Source organism: Nonomuraea sp. NPDC059023 (assembly GCF_042740095.1).
Lineage (GTDB): Bacteria > Actinomycetota > Actinomycetes > Streptosporangiales > Streptosporangiaceae > Nonomuraea.
This window is the reverse complement of sequence record NZ_JBHYIO010000003.1, coordinates 177816-193841: the sequence shown is the minus strand read 5'-3', so window position 1 is coordinate 193841 and position 16026 is coordinate 177816. Positions and strand designations below refer to the sequence as shown.

The window sequence follows — 16026 nt, the reverse complement described above, 5'->3', positions numbered from 1 at the left end:
ACGCGCCTTCCTGCCCGGTGCGAGCGGGCAGGAAGGCGTGCCTATCATCACACCTGCTCCGGAAGGGGTTCGAACTCCCGCACCGCGTCGATGGACGACAGGCTGTGCGGGGTGTTGGCCTCACGCTCGATCATGATCTCGACCAGCACGGGCCGCGAGGTCCGCCCGGCCTCCTTCGTGGCCCATTCCAGCGAGGAACGGATCTCGGCCGGGTCGAAGACGCGCGTGCCGGCGCAGCCGTACGCCTCCATGATCTTGACGTTGTCCGAGCCGAACTCGTCGTAGTGGATGTTCACCTCGTAGTTCATGTCGTAGCCGATCGAGGCCTGCCGGATCAGCCCCAGGTACTCGTTGTTGAGCATCACCAGCACGAACGGCACGTTGTACTGCGCCGCCACCGCCAGTTCCTCGACCAGGAACTGGAAACCGTAGTCGCCCACGACTCCCACGACGGTGGCCTCCGGCCTGGCCTTCTTCACGCCGATGGCCGCCGGGATCTCCCAGCCGAGCGGCCCGGCCTGCCCGCACACCTGGTAGCGGCGCGGCTTGCCGGCCTTCTGGTGCTGGCCGCCCCAGATCTGGTAGAGGCCGATCGCGGTGACGAAGTACGTCTCGTCGTCGAAGTACTCGTTGATCTCCTTGTAGACCCGCGGCGCCTTGATCGGCACGTCGTCGAAGTCCTCGCGGCGGGTGAGCGTGCGCTTGAGCTCCCGCACGCGCGCCACCCACGCCCCCGGCGTACGGCTCACGCCGCGCTCACGCGCCAGCGCGATGACCGCCCGCAGGAACAGCCGGGTGTCGGAGACGATGCCCAGGTCAGGACCGAAGACCCGGCCGAGCTGCGTCGGCTCGATGTCCACGTGGATGAACTTGCGCGAGCCCCGGTAGACGTCGAGCGTGCCGGTGTGCCGGTCGCCGAACCGGGCGCCGAGCGCGAGCACCAGGTCCGACTCCAGGAAGGAGGCGTTGCCGTACCGCTGGGAGGTCTGGATGCCGGTCATGCCGCAGTACAGCGGGTGGTCCTCGTCGATGGAGCCCTTGCCCATGAGCGTGGCCTGCACCGGGATCTGCAGCAGCTCGGCCAGCTCGGCCAGTTCCCGCGAGGCGTCGGCGAGGATGACGCCGCCGCCGGACAGGATGATCGGCCGCTCGGCGGCCAGCAGCATGTCCAGAGCGCGCTCGACCCGCGGCGGGTGCGGGTGCGCCTGGGTGACGGGCAGCGGCGCGTCGATGACCGGGTCGTACTCGATCTCCTGCTTGGCGATGTCCACCGGGATGTCGATCAGGACCGGCCCCGGGCGGCCCGATCGCGCGATGCGGAAGGCCTCGCGGAAGATCCAGGGGGCCTGGGCGGCCTCCTTGATCTGCACGGCCCACTTGGTGACGGGCTTGGCGATCTCCACGATGTCGACCGCCTGGAACGCCTCCTGGTGCAGCTTCGTCGAGGCGGCCTGGCCGGTGATGCAGATCATCGGGATCGAGTCGGCGATCGCGGTGTACAGACCGGTGATCATGTTGGTGCCGGCCGGGCCCGAGGTGCCGATGGCGACGCCGACCCGGCCGTTGGTGCGCGCCCAGCCGTCGGCCATGTGGGTGGCGCCCTCTTCGTGCCTGACGATGAGGTGCTCGATGCCGCCGAGCCGTTCCATGGCCTTGTACAGGGGCAGGATGGCCGCGCCCGGGCAGCCGAAGGCGACGTCGACGCCCTCCGACCGCAGGACGTGGACGACGGCCTCCATCGCTGGCATCTTCATCGGCTGAGCCCTTCGACGACCTTGAGCAGGGCGGAGTGGTCGAGGCCGCCGTGCCCCTGTGCCCGCGCGGCGGCGACGAGCTGCGCGGTCAGCGCGCCCATCGGGATGGCCACCTCGGCGCCGCGGGCGGCGTCGAGGATGATGCCCATGTCCTTGTGGTGCAGGTCGATGCGGAAGCCCGGCCGGAAGTCGCGGGCCAGCATCGAGGCGCGCTTGAGCTCCAGGATGCGGCTGCCGGCCAGGCCGCCGGCGAGCACGTCCAGGCCCGCGGCGGCGTCCACCCCCGCCGCCTCCATCAGCACGATCGCCTCGGCGACGAGCGCGTAGGTGCCGCCGACGACGAGCTGGTTGGCGGCCTTCACGTACTGGCCGGCCCCCGGGCCGCCGACCAGCTTGTACGTCGTGCCGACGGCCTCGAAGACCGGCTTCGCGGCCTCGAAGTCGTCCGCCGAGCCGCCCACCATGATCGACAGGACCGCGTCGACCGCGCCCTTCTCCCCGCCGGAGACCGGGGCGTCGAGGCTGCGCTTCCACTGCTGGGCGACCTTCAGCGAGGTCTGCGGGGTGATGGTGGAGAAGTCGATGTACAGGGCGTCCGGCCGGGCGTTCGCCGAGATCTCCGGGAAAACGGCCTCGACCTGCGGGTCGGCGGGCAGCATGGTGATCACCACGTCCGCCCCGCTCACCGCCTCGGCCACGCCGCCCGCGAGGGCGCCCCCGAACTCCACGGGGTTCAGGTCGTAGCCGGTCACCTCGTGTCCCGCCTTGACCAGATGCCCGGCCATGGGCCTGCCCATGATCCCGAGCCCGATGAAACCGATCTTCACTAGCTGAACTCCTTGATCCAGTCGAAGTCGAGGCCGGGGTCCTTGTACTCCAGCCCCACCCAGCCGTCGTAGCCGTCCAGGAGGCGCTTGAGCGGGATCTCCCCGGTCCCCGGACGGCCGCGGCCCGGCGCGTCGGCGATCTGGACGTGGCCGACCAGCGGATGTGCGAGAGCCGCGGTCAGGTCCTCGCCCATGCGGGCCAGGTGGTACAGGTCGCACAGGAAGCGCACGTTCGGCTCCCCGACGTTCTCGATCACGTCGATCGCGCCCTTCACCGACACCAGCGGGTAGGACGGCGACTCGTAGCTATTGAGCGCCTCGACCAGCACCACCGCGCCGATCGCCGCCGCCTTGCGCGCGGCCAGCGCCAGGTTCTCCAGCGCCAGCACGTCCTGCTGCCGCTCCTGGCCGGCGACGCGGTTGCCGTACAGGGCGTTGAGCGCCGTGCATCCCAGCCGCTGCGCGATGCCGACCGCGACGTCGAGGTTGTCGCGCAGCCGCGCCCGGTCGGCGGGCCGCGAGAACAGCCCGCGCCCGCCCTCGGCGATGTCGTCGGCGAAGTTCAGCCCGACCAGCCGCACCCCCGCGTCCTCGACCGCGGCGACGAACGCGTCCACCTCATGGTCATCCGGTACGGCGGCCGCGAACGGCCACCAGAACTCCACCCCCTCGAACCCGGCGGCCTTGGCCGCGGCCGGCCTCTCCAGCAGGGGGAGGCCGGTGAACAGGATGGAGCAGTTGACGTCGAACCTCACGCTCTCTCCTTGTAGGTCGTCCAGGAACCGAAGTCGGTGATGTCGGCCAGCTCGGCGTGCGAGGTGTTCGGCCGGCGCAGCAGCATGGCCAGCGCCGACCTGCCGTCGGCCAGCTCGATCACCCCCAGCTCCAGCTCCGGCGGCTCGGCCGGCAGGACCTGGTCACGCAGCCGGTCCAGGTCCAGGTCGTACAGCTCGCCGTCGATCTCGGCGCCGCCGTGCGAGACCGGGTACAGCGCGGGGCAGCGGCCGCCGACGGAGTAGAAGCGGTACTTGGCCGCCGTACGGGTCTCGGCCACGAGTGGCGCGTCGCCGAGCAGGTGGTGCAGCGGTCCGCCCCGCATGGCGCCGCCGTTCAGGAACATCAGGGTCATGCAGGCTCCTTCGCTGTGGACGGGGCCCGTAGGTCTGCCCGGTGGCGGGCAGCGCGGTGCCTGAGTGCCGTTTCAGTACACCCAGCGGCCTCGTGGCCGGTCTAGCCGCCAGACGTCCGAAGCTGGCGGGTGCCGTACGCGATCAGCTTGTGCGTTGTGCCAAGCCGGTGCGGCTGAAGAGCGCGTTGTGTGCGATGGTGGCCTCGGCCAAAAGGATGGAGGCACTCGTGGAGCGGATCACCGCGCGGCAGCGGCGCGCCCGCCTGGGCGTACGGCACGCGCTGGCGCGCAAGGCGGCCGGCGTCGAGCAGGCCGTGGAGTCGGTCGTGGCACTGCACGCGACCGATCCCGCGACGGTGTTCCTGTCGGCGGGCGCCCGCCTCGCCCTGCCCACGGTCTCGGCGGTGGAGAAGGCGCTCTACGCCGACCGGACCCTCGTGCGGATGACCGGCATGCGGCGCACCGTCTTCGTCGTGCCCGAGGCGCTCGTCCCCGTCGTGCACCACTCCTCGACCGTGGCCATCGCCGCCAGGGAACGCCGGGTGCTGGTCAAGCACTTCGCCGAGGGCGGGCCGTACGACGAGGAGTGGATCGCCGCCGCGGAGGCCGCGGTGGTCACGGCGCTGGGCGAGCTCGGCGAGGCCGCCGCCACCGAACTCGGCGCCGTCGTGCCCGAACTACGCCGGCAGATCGTGTACGCCCCCGGCACCCGCCAGGAGACCCGCCAGGGCGTGGCCACGCGCCTGCTGACGTTGATGGCCATGGACGGCACGGTGGTGCGCCGCGGCCGCCCGGCGGGCTCGTGGATCAGCGGCCAGCACAAGTGGGCCCTGGCCGGGCCGATGCCCGGTCTGCCGGTGGAGCAGGCCCAGTCCGCGCTCGTGGAGCGGTGGCTGCGCGCCTTCGGCCCGGGGACCGAGGCCGACATCAAGTGGTGGACCGGCTGGACGCTGGGCGACACCCGCCGTGCGCTGAAGGCGCTGGACGCGACAGAGGTCGAGCTGGACGAGGGCACCGGCTACGTCCTCCCCGGCGACCCCGAACCCCCGGAGCCTGAGCCGTGGGCGGCCCTGCTGCCCGCGCTGGACCCGACCCCGATGGGCTGGCAGGGGCGCGACTGGTACCTCCCCCGGGAGTACCGCGCCGACCTGTTCGACCGCAGCGGCAACGTGGGCCCGACCGTCTGGTGGAACGGCCAGGTGGTGGGCGGCTGGGCCACCCGGGCGGACGGCGAGATCGTCTGGCGCCTGCTGTCCGACGTGGGTTCCGAGGCCCGCTCCGCCATCGAGGTGGAGGCGGCCGGCCTGGCCACCTGGCTGGCCGGAGCCAAGGTCACCCCCCGCTTCCGCACCCCTTTGGAACGCGCGCTGACCGCCTGATTTATCGGGACTTAGCACCACTGGCCCTACAAAGATCCTCGGCGTGAGGGACACCTCCTCGTGCCGCCGGACGTTGAAGGGACCATTGTGGGGAAACGTATGACCGCGGGACTGGCCGGTGCCGTACTCGCGCTGGGCCTGGCCCAGCCCGCCACCGCCCGGGTGGACCCCGGCACGGACGACGTACGGCGGGCCATCGCCGGACTGGCCGACGCGAACGGCGTGCTGGGGGCGATCGGCGAGCTGTACGTGGACGGCAGGCGCGTGGGCCGCAGCAGCGCCGGGTCGCGGCTGCTCGGCGGGAAGGGCGGGAAGATCCCGACGGACGCGCGCTACCGGATCGGCTCCCAGACCAAGGGGATGACCGCCACCGTGATCCTCCAGCTCGTCAAGGAGGGCAGGCTCGGCCTCGACGACAAGCTCGCCGACGTGCTGCCGGTCGTGGCCGAGAAGGACCTGGTCGAACGGGCCGCCGAGATCACCGTGCGGCAGCTGATCAGGCACACCTCCGGCGTACCGGAGTGGTTCAGGCCGGACCTCGTCGACGTCTTCGACTTCACCACCTACTACCGCCCGGCCGACCTGCTCAGGGTTTCGCGGGCGCAGGCGCGTACCGGCGAGCCGGGGGAGAAGTACTCCTACTCCAGCGCCAACTACACGCTGCTCACCATGATCATCGAGCGGATCACGGGCAGGAGCCTGGCGACCGAGTTCGAGCGGCGGTTCTTCCGGCCGCTGGGGATGAGCGGGACCTACCTGCCGATCCGGCCCCCGCAGGCCATCAAGGGCCCGCACGGCCACGGCTACGCGCCCGGCCCCGACGGCAGGCTCCACGACATGGACCGCCTGAACGCCAGCTGGGGACACGGCGCCGGCGGCGTCATCTCCACGGCCCGCGACATGAGCACCTACCGGCGGGCCTTCCTCCAGGGCAGGCTCCTGCCGGCCGACCTCCAGCGAGTGATCACCGACCCGCCGGAGGGCGGGCCTCCGCTGCCGCCACCGCCGTGCGGCGGGCAGATCGTGCAGACCAACGGCGGCGCCCCCGGCTTCACCTCGGCGACCGTCAGCACCCGCGACGGACGCAAGCACTTCGCGATCTCCACCACGCTGGACGCCGAGCCAAGCCTGAACGTGGTCAGGGCCATCTCCAAGGCGGCGGAGTCGGTCCTCTGCCCGAACACCCCGGGCAGCCCGCAGAGCGGGGGGAGCCAGGGATAGCGGGGAAGCGGTCAGCGCGGGGCGAGGACGGCGACTTCGCCCCGCGCGACCGGCAGCCGCTTCACCCGCACCGCACCCTCGCCCGGCCGCCAGTCCACCACCATCGACGCGTAGTCCGGCTCGGCCGGATACACCTTGTCCGTCATCACGTAGTCCCCCGTCAGCACCAGCCGCCCGTCCGGGGTCCACGCCATGGACGTGGTCTTGATCGAGGCGGGCACCGGCATCGACGGCAGCCGGGTCCACCGGAGCGTCCCGATGTCCAGCACCCACACGTCCAGGTACTGCCGGGGCCCGGGAAACGCCGGATCCACGAACCGGACGGCCAGCAGCCGCCCGTCCGGGCCGGGCACCGCCTCCGCGGCACGCCCTTCTGTGGCCGGAAACGGCACCGGGGTGACCCGGCGGGTGGCGGGATCCAGCAGCCCGAGCGACTCACTCCCGGAAGCCCCGAGCGAGCGCACCAGCGCCCGCGCCTGCCGCCGCGTGGTCCCCAGCACGTGCCACCCGGGCTCACCCCTGGACACGCTCAACGGCCGCCCGCTGTCGCGAGAGAGCACGGCCATGGTCCCGTCGTTCCGGTTGGCCAGCAGGCCGAGCACGGAGTCGGCGAAGGGCGCCTCGTCACAATCGACCGGGAACCCGGGCCGCGAAGCCGTACCGGTGAAGGAGAACTCGCGCAGCTCGCACCGGGACCCGGCGGGCCGCGTCACCCATACCCCGCGCCCGTCGCGCGAGGCGAACGCCCACACCCCGTCCGCCAGCGCCCGTGCCCGCACGCCGTCGAGCACGTAGACCCGCCCGGGATCGCGCCGGCCGGGCCTGACCGCGGCCACCACGGTCCGCCCCGCCGAGAACCCCCAGTACTCCCTGCCGGGCGGCAGCCCCTCGATGGCCGTCCGCCGCCCGGAGTCCACCTCCAGCAGGTACGCATGAGCCCCGGTCACCAGCAGCCGCAGCCCGCTGCCGGTCAGCGGCTCGCCGGCCAGCGGCGTCATGGGCCGATCGCCCCGGGCGAAAGCGGTGGGAGGAGGCGCGGCCGTACCCGATGACGTGCACCCGGCCACGACCGCCACAGCGGCCAGTACCACAGCGACTCTCATGAACCTCATACCGCGCGAGACGGCGAAAGGTTCACCGCCAGAGGTACACCAGCGCGCCCGGCGGACGCTCGCTGTTCGGCGTGGGCCGCTGGTAGCGCACCACATCCCCGCCCAACAGGCTGCGCACCCTGACCTTGAACCCCTGCGCCGACAACTCGCTCCTGGCGTCGTTGACGGTCTTGCCGATCACCTGCGGCACGATCCGGAACTCGGCGTCGTCACGGGCCTCGTCGTCGTCGCCCCGGAACCAGTCGAAGAAGTCGCGGCAGCGCGAGATCGTGAGCTGCGCGGGCGTGCCCTTGTCCACCTCGGACTTGGCCTTGGGGCTCTGGGCGATGACCGTGCACGGCTCGGCGTCGTCGTCGACCTCGTTGACCTGCACCCCGAGCCCGCGCTCGCCCAGGTAGGCGGCGGCCTCGTCCTTGGGCATGCCGCCGACGTCCGGCATGATCAGCCCGGCGCTGACGAACAGCCCGATCTTCGAGCCCTCCTTGACCTGCTCGCCCACGTCGGGCGAGGAGCGGATGACGGTGCTGCGGGGCACCTGGAGGTTCTCGATCCGCCGCACGTTGCCGACCTGCAGCCCCGCCGCGGCGATCGCGGCGCGCGCGTCGGCCTCCGACATGCCCTGGGTCTTGGGTACGGCCACGCGCTTCGGCCCCAGCGACGGCACGATCGTCAGCGTCGAGCCCTCCGCCAGCTCGGACCCGGCGACGGGATCGGTGCTGAGCACGAGCCCCTTGCCGTACTTCTCGTCGTGGCGGCCCTCGGCGGGCTTGACGACGAAGCCCATCCCCTGGGCGTTCTTTATGGCGACGTCGACGTTCTCCCCGATCAGGGTGGGCACCTTGACGTAGCGGGTCTGCGCGAAGTACGCGCCGGTCATCGCGATCGCGGCGACCATCACGGTGGCCAGCCCGATGAGGAACCAGCTGGGCTTGAACCCCTTGCCACTGCCACGCGACCGGCGCGGCGGCGCCGGCGGGGCGGTGTGGAGGTCGGCGCGCGGCTGGATGAGCGTGTGGCTGGGCGGCGGCACGTGCTGCGGGCCCGACATGCGGGCGTGCGCCCCGCTGTGGGGCGAGGTGTGCGGCGGGGTGCTCTGCCTCGGCAGCATCCGGTGGGCGTCGACGGCGGCGACCAGCATCGCGGTGGCGTCGGCCGGCCGGTCCTGCGGGTCGCGGGCGGTGGCGTGGGTGACGAGCGTGTCGATGAGCGGCGGCGTCTCATGCACCAGCGACGACGGCGGCGGCACGCTGTCGTGCACGTGCCGGTAGGCCACCGACATGGGCGTCTCGCCGTCGTAGGGCTGCTGCCCGGTGACCAGCTCGAACAGCATGATCCCCGCGGCGTAGACGTCGCTGCGCACGTCGGCGCCGCCGGTCGTCACCTGCTCGGGCGACATGTAGCCGATCGTGCCGATCATCACGCCGGTGCGAGTCTGGTTCGTGGCCTCGATGGCGCGGGCCAGGCCGAAGTCCACGACCTTGACCCGGCCGTCGTCGGTCAGCAGGACGTTCTCCGGCTTGACGTCGCGGTGGACCATCCCGCTCTGGTGGGCGGCGCCGAGCGCGGCGAGCACCGGGATCATGATCTCCAGGGCCTCGCGGGCGGGCAGCCTGACCCGCTCGCGCAGGATGTCGCGCAGCGTCTTGCCCGGCACGTACTCCATCGACAGGTAGACGATGTCGCCGTCGGTGCCCTGGTCGAAGACGTGCACGACGTTGGGATGGGAGAGGCTGGCCACGGACTTGGCCTCGCCGATGAACCGGCGTACGAACGCGGGGTCCTCGGCCAGCGAGCGGTGCATGACCTTCAGCGCTACCGTGCGGTCGAGCCTGACGTCGAGCGCGAGGTAGACGGTCGCCATCCCGCCCCGGGCGATCCGGGACTCGATGCGATAGCGCCCGTCGAGCAGTCGCCCGACGAGAGGGTCCGCGGTCGTCGTGTCCACGTGGCCGAGTTTACGGTCGTTTTGCCACTGGAGGGGCCTGACCATCCGAAACCGATGCCATTACGTGGCACTCCGTCGTCACTAAGGGTGCATGGGCGAGGACGCTTCAGCATAGCGGCGGCGGGGGATGCGCCCGGCCCGGCGCGCCATCAGGCCGGCCTGAACGGCCTGCTTCATCGCCGCGGCCATGAGCTCGGGCCGCTGCGCCCTGGTCACCGCGGTGGCCAGGAGCACCGCGTCACAGCCCAGCTCCATGGCGAGCGCGGCGTCGCTGGCGGTGCCGATCCCGGCGTCCAGGATGACCGGCACGGAGGCGGCCTCGACGATGAGCTCGATGTTGTGCGGGTTGCGGATGCCGAGCCCGGAGCCGATGGGCGCGCCGAGCGGCATGACCGCCGCGCACCCGGCCTGCTCCAGGCGGCGGGCCAGCGCGGGGTCGTCGCCGATGTAGGGCAGCACCACGAACCCGTCGGCCACCAGCCGCTCCGCCGCGTCGAACGTCTCGATCGGGTCGGGCAGCAGCGTGCGCTCGTCGGCGATGACTTCGAGCTTGACCCAGTTGGTGCCGAGCGCCTCGCGGGCCAGCCGGGCGGTCAGGACCGCCTCGCCCGCGGTGAAGCACCCCGCGGTGTTGGGCAGCACCTTGATGCCGCGCTCGCGCAGCACGTCGAGCACGGAGCCGGGCGCCGACGGGTCGAGCCGCCGCATCGCCACCGTGGTCAGCTCGGTGCCCGAGGCGGCCAGCGCCTGGTCGAGCACCTCCAGCGAGGGGGCGCCGCCGGTGCCCATGATGAGGCGGGAGGCGAACTTCTCCCCGCCGATGATCAGCTCATCCACCCTGCACCGCCGTCAGCACCTCGACCCGGTCGCGGTCGGCCAGCGCCGTGGTCTCCCACGAGCTGCGCGTGACCACCTCGTCGTTCACGGCCACCGCGACGCCCTTGGTGGCTTCGGTCAGCGTCCGTACGGCCTGCGCCACCGTCGTCCCGCGGGGCACCTCATGCGCGGCCCCATTGATCGTCACATTCATGAAATATCCCCCTTCGGGATGAAAATTCGGGTTGTTTCTGGAGGCGGTGCGACCTAGGGCGTGAACCGGGCGGGCGAGCACAAGGACGACAGCTCGCGCTCCTCGCCCATGAGGACGGCGGCCGTGAGCGGGGCCAGCAGCACCCCGCCCCGGTGATGCCCGGTGGCCACCAGCAGCCCCGGCTCAGCACCCGGCCCGATGAGCGGCAGGTTGTCCGGCGTGCCGGGCCGCAGCCCCGCCACCACCTCCGCCAGCTCCAGCTCGCTCACCCCCGGCACCAGCTCGCGGGCGTCGCGCAGCAGCTCGTACACCCCGCCCGCGGTCACCCGGGTGTCGAACCCCAGCTCCTCCTGCGTGGCCCCCACGACCAGCTCGCCGTCGCCGCGCGGCACCAGGTAGACGGGCAGCCCGTGCACCGTGCCCCGCACGCACCTGCCCAGGAGCGGCCGCTGCGAGCGCAGGCGCAGGATCTGCCCCTTCACCGGCCGCACCGGCACCGGGGCCAGCGCGCCGCTCCACGCCCCCGCCGCCAGCACCACCCGCTCGGCGCGCAGCTCCTCCCGATCCGGCTCTGGGTACGGCTCGCCGCCGGAGTCACCCGGGCTCAGCCGTACACCCTGGACGCCCTCATCGCCGCGCAGCAGCTCGCGCACCCGCGCCCGCACGATCGGGACCCCGAGGCGCTCCAAGGCGGCCAGCAGCGCGCCGGCGACCCTGCGCGGGTCCACCCAGGCGTCGCCGGGCGCCAGGAGGCCGCCGCGCACCGACGGCGCGAGCATGGGCTCCAGGCGGCGGCACTCGCGCCCGCTGAGCCGTTCGACCCGCAGGCCCAGCTTCTCCATGAAGCCCGCAGTCTCCTCCAGGACGGCCAGGTCGTCGGCGCCGAAGGCCACGTCGAGCGTGCCGTCGGCGCGGTAGTCGAGCGCCCCGGGGCCGAGGCCCGCGTCGGCGATCAGTTCGGCGGCGAAGGCGGGCCAGCGCGCCAGCGAGGCCGCGCCCAGGCGCAGCAACGGCTCCTCGGTGAACGTGACCTCGCTCACCGGCGCGAGCATCCCCGCCGCGGCGTGGGTGGCGCCCGAGGCGGGCGCGGGGTCGACGACGGTGACGGGCCGTCCTGAGCGGGCCAGGCGCCAGGCCACGCTGAGCCCGACGACGCCGCCGCCCACGATCACGTGCATGTCCGCTCCCTACGCCGGCATGATCCGGATCAGGTGTCTTGCGGTCGAAGGCCCGATGAAGCCTTCCTCTCAGTCCGGTTAAGGCCGGACTCCCGCGCGTCTTACGGTCCCAGCCTACGGCCTCGGCAGGCACTCCCACGAATGACCCCGGTATGGTCGGAACCGTGGATCACGTGGTGGTGGTGGGAGCCGGCCTGGCCGGAGTACGCAGCGTCGAATCGCTGCGCGGGCGCGGGTTCGAAGGAAGGATCACTCTCCTCGGCGAGGAGCGGCACCGGCCCTACGACCGTCCACCCCTGTCGAAGGCGGTGCTGCTGGGCACGAGCGACGACAGCTTCGTCGACACCGACCTGGCCGCCCTGCGAACCGACTTCCGGCCGGGCGTGGCCGCGAAGAGCCTGCGTGAGGGCGTGGTGGAGACCACCGAGGGCGAGCTGCCCTACGACGGCCTGGTGATCGCGACGGGTTCCGAGCCGATCCGGCTGCCGGGCGAGGGCCCCCAGCTGGTGCTGCGTACGCTCGACGACGCCCACGTGCTGCGGGCCGCCCTGGTGCCCGGCGCGCGGGTGGCCGTGGTGGGCGCGGGCTGGATCGGCGCCGAGGTGGCGACCGCGGCGCGCAAGGCGGGCTGCGTGGTCACCGTGATCGAGGCGGCCGGCACGCCGCTGTCGCACGCGATCGGCGAGATGGGCGCGCGCACGCTGCCCTGGTACGAGGGCGTCGACCTGCGGCTCGACACGATGGTCAGCGAGGTCGTCGAAGGCGGCGTGGAGCTGGTCGGCGGCGAGTTCGTGCCCGCGCACGTCGTGGTCTCCGGCATCGGCGCCCGCCCGGTGCTCGAATGGCTCGCCGACGCCGACATCGACCTGCACAACGGCGTCGTCACCGACGAGCACCTGCGTACCTCCCTGCCCGGCGTGGTGGCCGTCGGCGACTGCGCCAGCTGGTGGTCGCGCCGGTTCCAGACCCGGATGCGCGTCGAACACTGGGACACCGCGCTCAACTCTCCCGACGTGGCCGCCGCCACGCTGCTGGGCGAGAAGGCGGTCTACGACCCGGTGCCGTACTTCTGGTCGGAGCAGTTCGGTCACATGCTGCAATACGCCGGATATCACCCCGCGGGCGGCCGGGTCGTGTACCGCGAGGGGGAGAAGTGGTCGGCGGTGTGGCTGACCGCGGAAGATCGGATCACCGCCGTGCTGGCCGCCGACCGGCCCCGCGACCTCGTCCAGGGCCGCCGTCTCATCGAGGCTGGCGCCCGTCTTGATGTGGAACGCCTGGTAGATCCGGATGTGACCCTACGAGATTGTGTTGTTTGAGCAAGCACTCCATGTGGTAGTTGTGGTTTCGTGACGCTTTCTGTTGCACAGATCGACCGGGAGACCGACCAGCTCGTCAGCGAGTGGCTCACTCTCCCCGAAGTGGCCGCGCGCCTGGATCTCACGATCGGGCGGGCCAAGCAACTCCTCAAAGACCACAAGCTCCTCGGCGTACGGCGAGGCAGCGGCGGGCCCCAAGTGCCCGCGGTCTTCCTCGACGGAAAGGAAGTGATGAAGGGCCTGCCAGGCACGCTCACCGTGCTGCAGGACGCCGGCTACGACGAAGCCGAAGCCCTGCGCTGGCTCTTCACCCCAGATGACTCACTGCCAGGATCGCCCGTTGACGCGATCAAGGCCGGTCGGCACACAGAGGTCAAGCGGCGTGCCCAGGCCCTCGGTTTCTGAGGCCCGCCTCTACCTCTGCACCGACGGGCGGCGAGGACGCGGCGACCTGGCCGACTTCCTCGACGCCGTGCTGGCCAACGGCGTGGACATCGTCCAGTTGCGGGAGAAGGGACTCGAGGCGCGCGAAGAGCTCGCGCTGCTCGAGGTCTTCCGCGACGCCTGCGACCGGCACGGCAAACTGCTCGCCGTCAACGACCGGGCCGACATCGCCTACGCGGCCCGCCCAGACGTGCTCCACCTGGGGCAGGACGACCTTCCAGTGACGGTCGCACGAGAGATCCTCGGCGACGACATCGTCATCGGACGGTCCACCCACTCCGCCGCGGAGGCTTCCGCCGCCGCGGTGGAGCCGGGCGTCGACTACTACTGCTGCGGCCCGATCTGGCCGACGCCGACCAAGCCCGGACGCCACGCGCCCGGACCCGCGCTGCTGAGGCACGCGGCGGCGCTCGGCACGGACCGGCCGTGGTTCGGCATCGGCGGCATCGACCTGGACAACCTCGACGAGGTGCTCTCCTACGGAGTGCGCCGCGCCGTGGTCGTCCGTGCCATCACCGAGGCGGCCGACCCCGGCGCCGCGGCGGCCGAGTTCGCCAAGCGCCTGTCCTCCTGATGCGGTAGGCGTCCGGGGCCGTGCGTCGGTCAGACGTGCGGCCCCGCCGCTCGGCCGGGTCAGGACTTGCGGGACGTGGCGGCGACGGCCAGGCCGTCCAGCGCCGCCCGCGCCTCCTCCGTGATCGGCGCCCTGGCCAGCGCCGCGAGCGCCTCGTCCAGGTAGGACGCGATCAGGTCCTCGCACTCCTGCAGCGCCCCGGTGTCGGCGATGATGCCGCGCAGCGTCGCCACCCCCTGCTCGTCGAGCGCCGGATCGCCCAGCAGGCGGCGCACGATCTGGGCGTCGTCGGAGGAGGCGGCCGCCAGCGTCTTGGCCACCAGCATCGTCCGCTTGCCCTCGCGCAGGTCGTCCCCGGCCGGCTTGCCCGTCTGCGCCGGGTCGCCGAACACGCCCAGGATGTCGTCGCGTAGCTGGAAGGCGATGCCGACGCGCCGGCCGTACTCCACGCAGAGCTCGTCGATCCACGGCTCCGCGCTGCGGGCCGCGAGCACGAGCCCGAGCCGCAGCGGCTGCTCCACCGAGTACTTGCCGCTCTTGTACAGCGCCACGCGCAGCGCCGAGTCGAAGGAGTTCTCGCCGTGGGCCTGCTCCAGCAGGTCAAGATACTGGCCGCACATCAGCTCGGTGCGCATGTGGTCGTGCAACGGCTGCGCGGCCGCCAGCGACTCCGGCGGCAGCGCGCTGGTGCGCCACATCTCGCCCGACCAGATGAGCAGCAGGTTGCCCAGCAGGATCGCGGCGCCCTCGCCGAACTGCTCGGCCGCGCCGTGCCAGCCGGCCTTTTCGTGCAGCGCCTGGAAACGGCGGTGCGCGGACGGCATGCCGCGGCGCAGATCGCTCTTGTCCATGACGTCGTCGTGTACAAGAGCGCTGGCCTGCAGCAGCTCCAGCGAGGCCGCCGCGGCGAAGATGCCGGGCCCGTCCTCGCCGCCCGCGCCGCGCCAGCCCCAGTAGCAGAACGCCGGGCGCAGCCGCTTGCCACCCGACAGCAGGTCGTTCGCCGCCGCCAGCAGCGGCTCCAGGTCGGGATCGCCGAGGGCAGGCTCCTGCCGCCCGACGAACTGCCTGAGCGAACGGTCCACCTGCTGGCGCAGGGCGTCAGTGGTCATGCTCATGAGACTAACGGGCGGTGGACCAGGCTACGATCTCCGCTCGATCCGCGGGCGGTAACCTTGGTGCATGGCGCTTGGTCGACCCTCCATCCTGCCCGATCGTGTTCCCACCGTGCGCGAGCTGCTCGCCTCCGGTGGACGGTCGTTCTCCTTCGAGTTCTTCCCGCCGAAGACCGACGAAGGCGAGCGGCAGCTGTGGCGAGCCATCCGCGAGCTGGAGTCGCTCCGCCCCACCTTCGTCTCTGTGACGTACGGCGCGGGCGGCACCACCCGCGACCGCACCGTCGACATCGTCGAACGCGTCGCCCACGAGACCACGCTCACCCCGGTGGCGCACTTCACCGCCGTCAACCACTCCATCCGTGAACTTCGTCACCTGGTGGGCCGCTTCGCCGACGCCGGCGTACGCAACATCCTGGCCGTGCGCGGCGACCCTCCCGGCGACCCGGGCGCCGAGTGGGTCCAGCACCCGGAAGGCGTCCTCTACGCCGAGGAACTGGTCCGGCTGATCCGCCAGGCCGGCGACTTCTGCGTGGGCGTGGCCGCCTTCCCCTACAAGCACCCCCGCTCGCCGTCGATCGAATCGGACACCGACTACTTCGTACAGAAGTGCCGCGCGGGGGCCGACTACGCGATCACCCAGATGTTCTTCCAGGCCGAGGACTACCTGCGGCTGCGCGACCGGGTGGCGGCCAAGGGCTGCGCCACCCCGATCATCCCGTGCATCATGCCCGTCACCCAGATGAGCACGATCGCCCGTTCCGAGCAGTTGTCCGGGGCGCCGTTCCCGCCGGACGTGGCCGCGCGCTTCGAGGCCGTGGCCGACGATCCGGCGGCGGTGCGGCGGCTGGGCATCGACCACGGCGCCGAGCTGTGCCAGCGGCTGCTCGACGAGGGCGCGCCGGGCATCCACTTCATCACGTTCAACCGCTCCAGCGCCTCCGCGGAGGTCTTCGCGCGGCTCAACCACTCGGCGGTGGCGGTCTGAGCTGAGGCCCG

Annotated in this window: 16 protein-coding genes and 1 riboswitch; of the genes, 6 read left to right on the top strand and 10 right to left on the bottom strand. The window is 72.0% G+C overall.

Going from position 1 to position 16026, the window contains the following annotated elements:
* Positions 1-47 precede the first annotated feature (47 nt).
* Genes gcl through ACFWYW_RS06845 form a run of 4 tightly spaced genes read right to left on the bottom strand, consistent with a single transcriptional unit; the run spans position 48 to position 3710 of the window.
* Complete coding sequence (gene gcl, locus ACFWYW_RS06860; protein ID WP_379621514.1) at positions 48-1748, bottom strand: glyoxylate carboligase; 1701 nt, start codon at positions 1746-1748, stop codon at positions 48-50.
* 2 nt (positions 1749-1750) lie between these two features.
* Positions 1751-2581 (bottom strand): NAD(P)-dependent oxidoreductase, encoded by an 831-nt coding sequence (locus tag ACFWYW_RS06855; protein ID WP_379621496.1) that lies wholly within the window; start codon positions 2579-2581, stop codon positions 1751-1753.
* Positions 2581-3336 (bottom strand): hydroxypyruvate isomerase family protein, encoded by a 756-nt coding sequence (locus ACFWYW_RS06850; RefSeq protein WP_379621494.1) that lies wholly within the window; start codon positions 3334-3336, stop codon positions 2581-2583. The genes ACFWYW_RS06855 and ACFWYW_RS06850 overlap by 1 nt, the downstream gene beginning before the upstream one ends.
* On the bottom strand, positions 3333-3710 hold the full coding sequence (locus tag ACFWYW_RS06845) for a gamma-glutamylcyclotransferase (protein ID WP_184960572.1): 378 nt from the start codon (positions 3708-3710) through the stop codon (positions 3333-3335). Before ACFWYW_RS06845 ends, ACFWYW_RS06850 begins: the two co-directional genes overlap by 4 nt.
* 227 nt (positions 3711-3937) lie before the next feature.
* On the opposite strand from ACFWYW_RS06845, the gene ACFWYW_RS06840 reads away from it, so the two are divergent.
* Positions 3938-5089 carry a winged helix DNA-binding domain-containing protein gene (locus tag ACFWYW_RS06840; RefSeq protein WP_379621492.1) on the top strand — a complete coding sequence of 384 codons (1152 nt, stop codon included), beginning with the start codon at positions 3938-3940 and terminating at the stop codon, positions 5087-5089.
* A 99-nt stretch (positions 5090-5188) separates the two neighbouring features.
* Positions 5189-6310, top strand: a complete 1122-nt coding sequence (locus ACFWYW_RS06835) for a serine hydrolase domain-containing protein (RefSeq protein ID WP_379621490.1) — start codon at positions 5189-5191, stop codon at positions 6308-6310.
* Between the two features lie 11 nt (positions 6311-6321).
* Here the strand turns inward: ACFWYW_RS06835 and ACFWYW_RS06830 are convergent, their stop codons facing one another.
* The 5 genes from ACFWYW_RS06830 to thiO all read right to left on the bottom strand — a co-directional run bounded on the left by ACFWYW_RS06830 (position 6322) and on the right by thiO (position 11575).
* Positions 6322-7413, bottom strand: a complete 1092-nt coding sequence (locus ACFWYW_RS06830; RefSeq protein ID WP_379621488.1) for a hypothetical protein — start codon at positions 7411-7413, stop codon at positions 6322-6324.
* Between the two features lie 31 nt (positions 7414-7444).
* Positions 7445-9367: a Stk1 family PASTA domain-containing Ser/Thr kinase gene (gene pknB, locus ACFWYW_RS06825; protein WP_379621486.1), complete on the bottom strand. Its 1923-nt coding sequence runs from the start codon at positions 9365-9367 to the stop codon at positions 7445-7447.
* Between the two features lie 81 nt (positions 9368-9448).
* The gene (locus ACFWYW_RS06820; protein ID WP_379621484.1) at positions 9449-10204 is read right to left on the bottom strand and encodes a thiazole synthase; all 756 of its coding nucleotides are present in this window, start codon (positions 10202-10204) and stop codon (positions 9449-9451) included.
* Positions 10197-10397 carry a sulfur carrier protein ThiS gene (thiS, locus tag ACFWYW_RS06815; RefSeq protein WP_379621482.1) on the bottom strand — a complete coding sequence of 67 codons (201 nt, stop codon included), beginning with the start codon at positions 10395-10397 and terminating at the stop codon, positions 10197-10199. Before thiS ends, ACFWYW_RS06820 begins: the two co-directional genes overlap by 8 nt.
* A 53-nt stretch (positions 10398-10450) precedes the next feature.
* Positions 10451-11575: a glycine oxidase ThiO gene (thiO, locus tag ACFWYW_RS06810; RefSeq protein ID WP_379621480.1), complete on the bottom strand. Its 1125-nt coding sequence runs from the start codon at positions 11573-11575 to the stop codon at positions 10451-10453.
* A riboswitch (TPP riboswitch) is annotated at positions 11565-11681 on the bottom strand. Its footprint overlaps the gene before it by 11 nt.
* A gap of 58 nt (positions 11682-11739) precedes the next feature.
* Between thiO and ACFWYW_RS06805 the strand changes: the two genes are divergently transcribed.
* The 3 genes from ACFWYW_RS06805 to thiE are packed head-to-tail and all read left to right on the top strand — an operon-like array spanning position 11740 to position 13912.
* A complete protein-coding gene (locus tag ACFWYW_RS06805) occupies positions 11740-12894 on the top strand; it encodes an NAD(P)/FAD-dependent oxidoreductase (protein ID WP_379621478.1) in 1155 nt (384 codons plus the stop codon).
* 30 nt (positions 12895-12924) lie between these two features.
* The gene (locus tag ACFWYW_RS06800) at positions 12925-13299 is read left to right on the top strand and encodes an Rv2175c family DNA-binding protein (protein ID WP_379621476.1); all 375 of its coding nucleotides are present in this window, start codon (positions 12925-12927) and stop codon (positions 13297-13299) included.
* On the top strand, positions 13277-13912 hold the full coding sequence (gene thiE / locus ACFWYW_RS06795; protein WP_379621474.1) for a thiamine phosphate synthase: 636 nt from the start codon (positions 13277-13279) through the stop codon (positions 13910-13912). Before ACFWYW_RS06800 ends, thiE begins: the two co-directional genes overlap by 23 nt.
* A 59-nt stretch (positions 13913-13971) precedes the next feature.
* Here thiE and ACFWYW_RS06790 read toward each other — a convergent pair whose 3' ends face one another.
* Complete coding sequence (locus ACFWYW_RS06790; RefSeq protein WP_379621472.1) at positions 13972-15024, bottom strand: polyprenyl synthetase family protein; 1053 nt, start codon at positions 15022-15024, stop codon at positions 13972-13974.
* Between the two features lie 70 nt (positions 15025-15094).
* Here ACFWYW_RS06790 and metF point away from each other — a divergent pair, with 70 nt between their 5' ends.
* On the top strand, positions 15095-16015 hold the full coding sequence (metF, locus tag ACFWYW_RS06785) for a methylenetetrahydrofolate reductase [NAD(P)H] (RefSeq protein ID WP_379621471.1): 921 nt from the start codon (positions 15095-15097) through the stop codon (positions 16013-16015).
* The last annotated feature ends 11 nt before the right edge of the window (positions 16016-16026 follow it).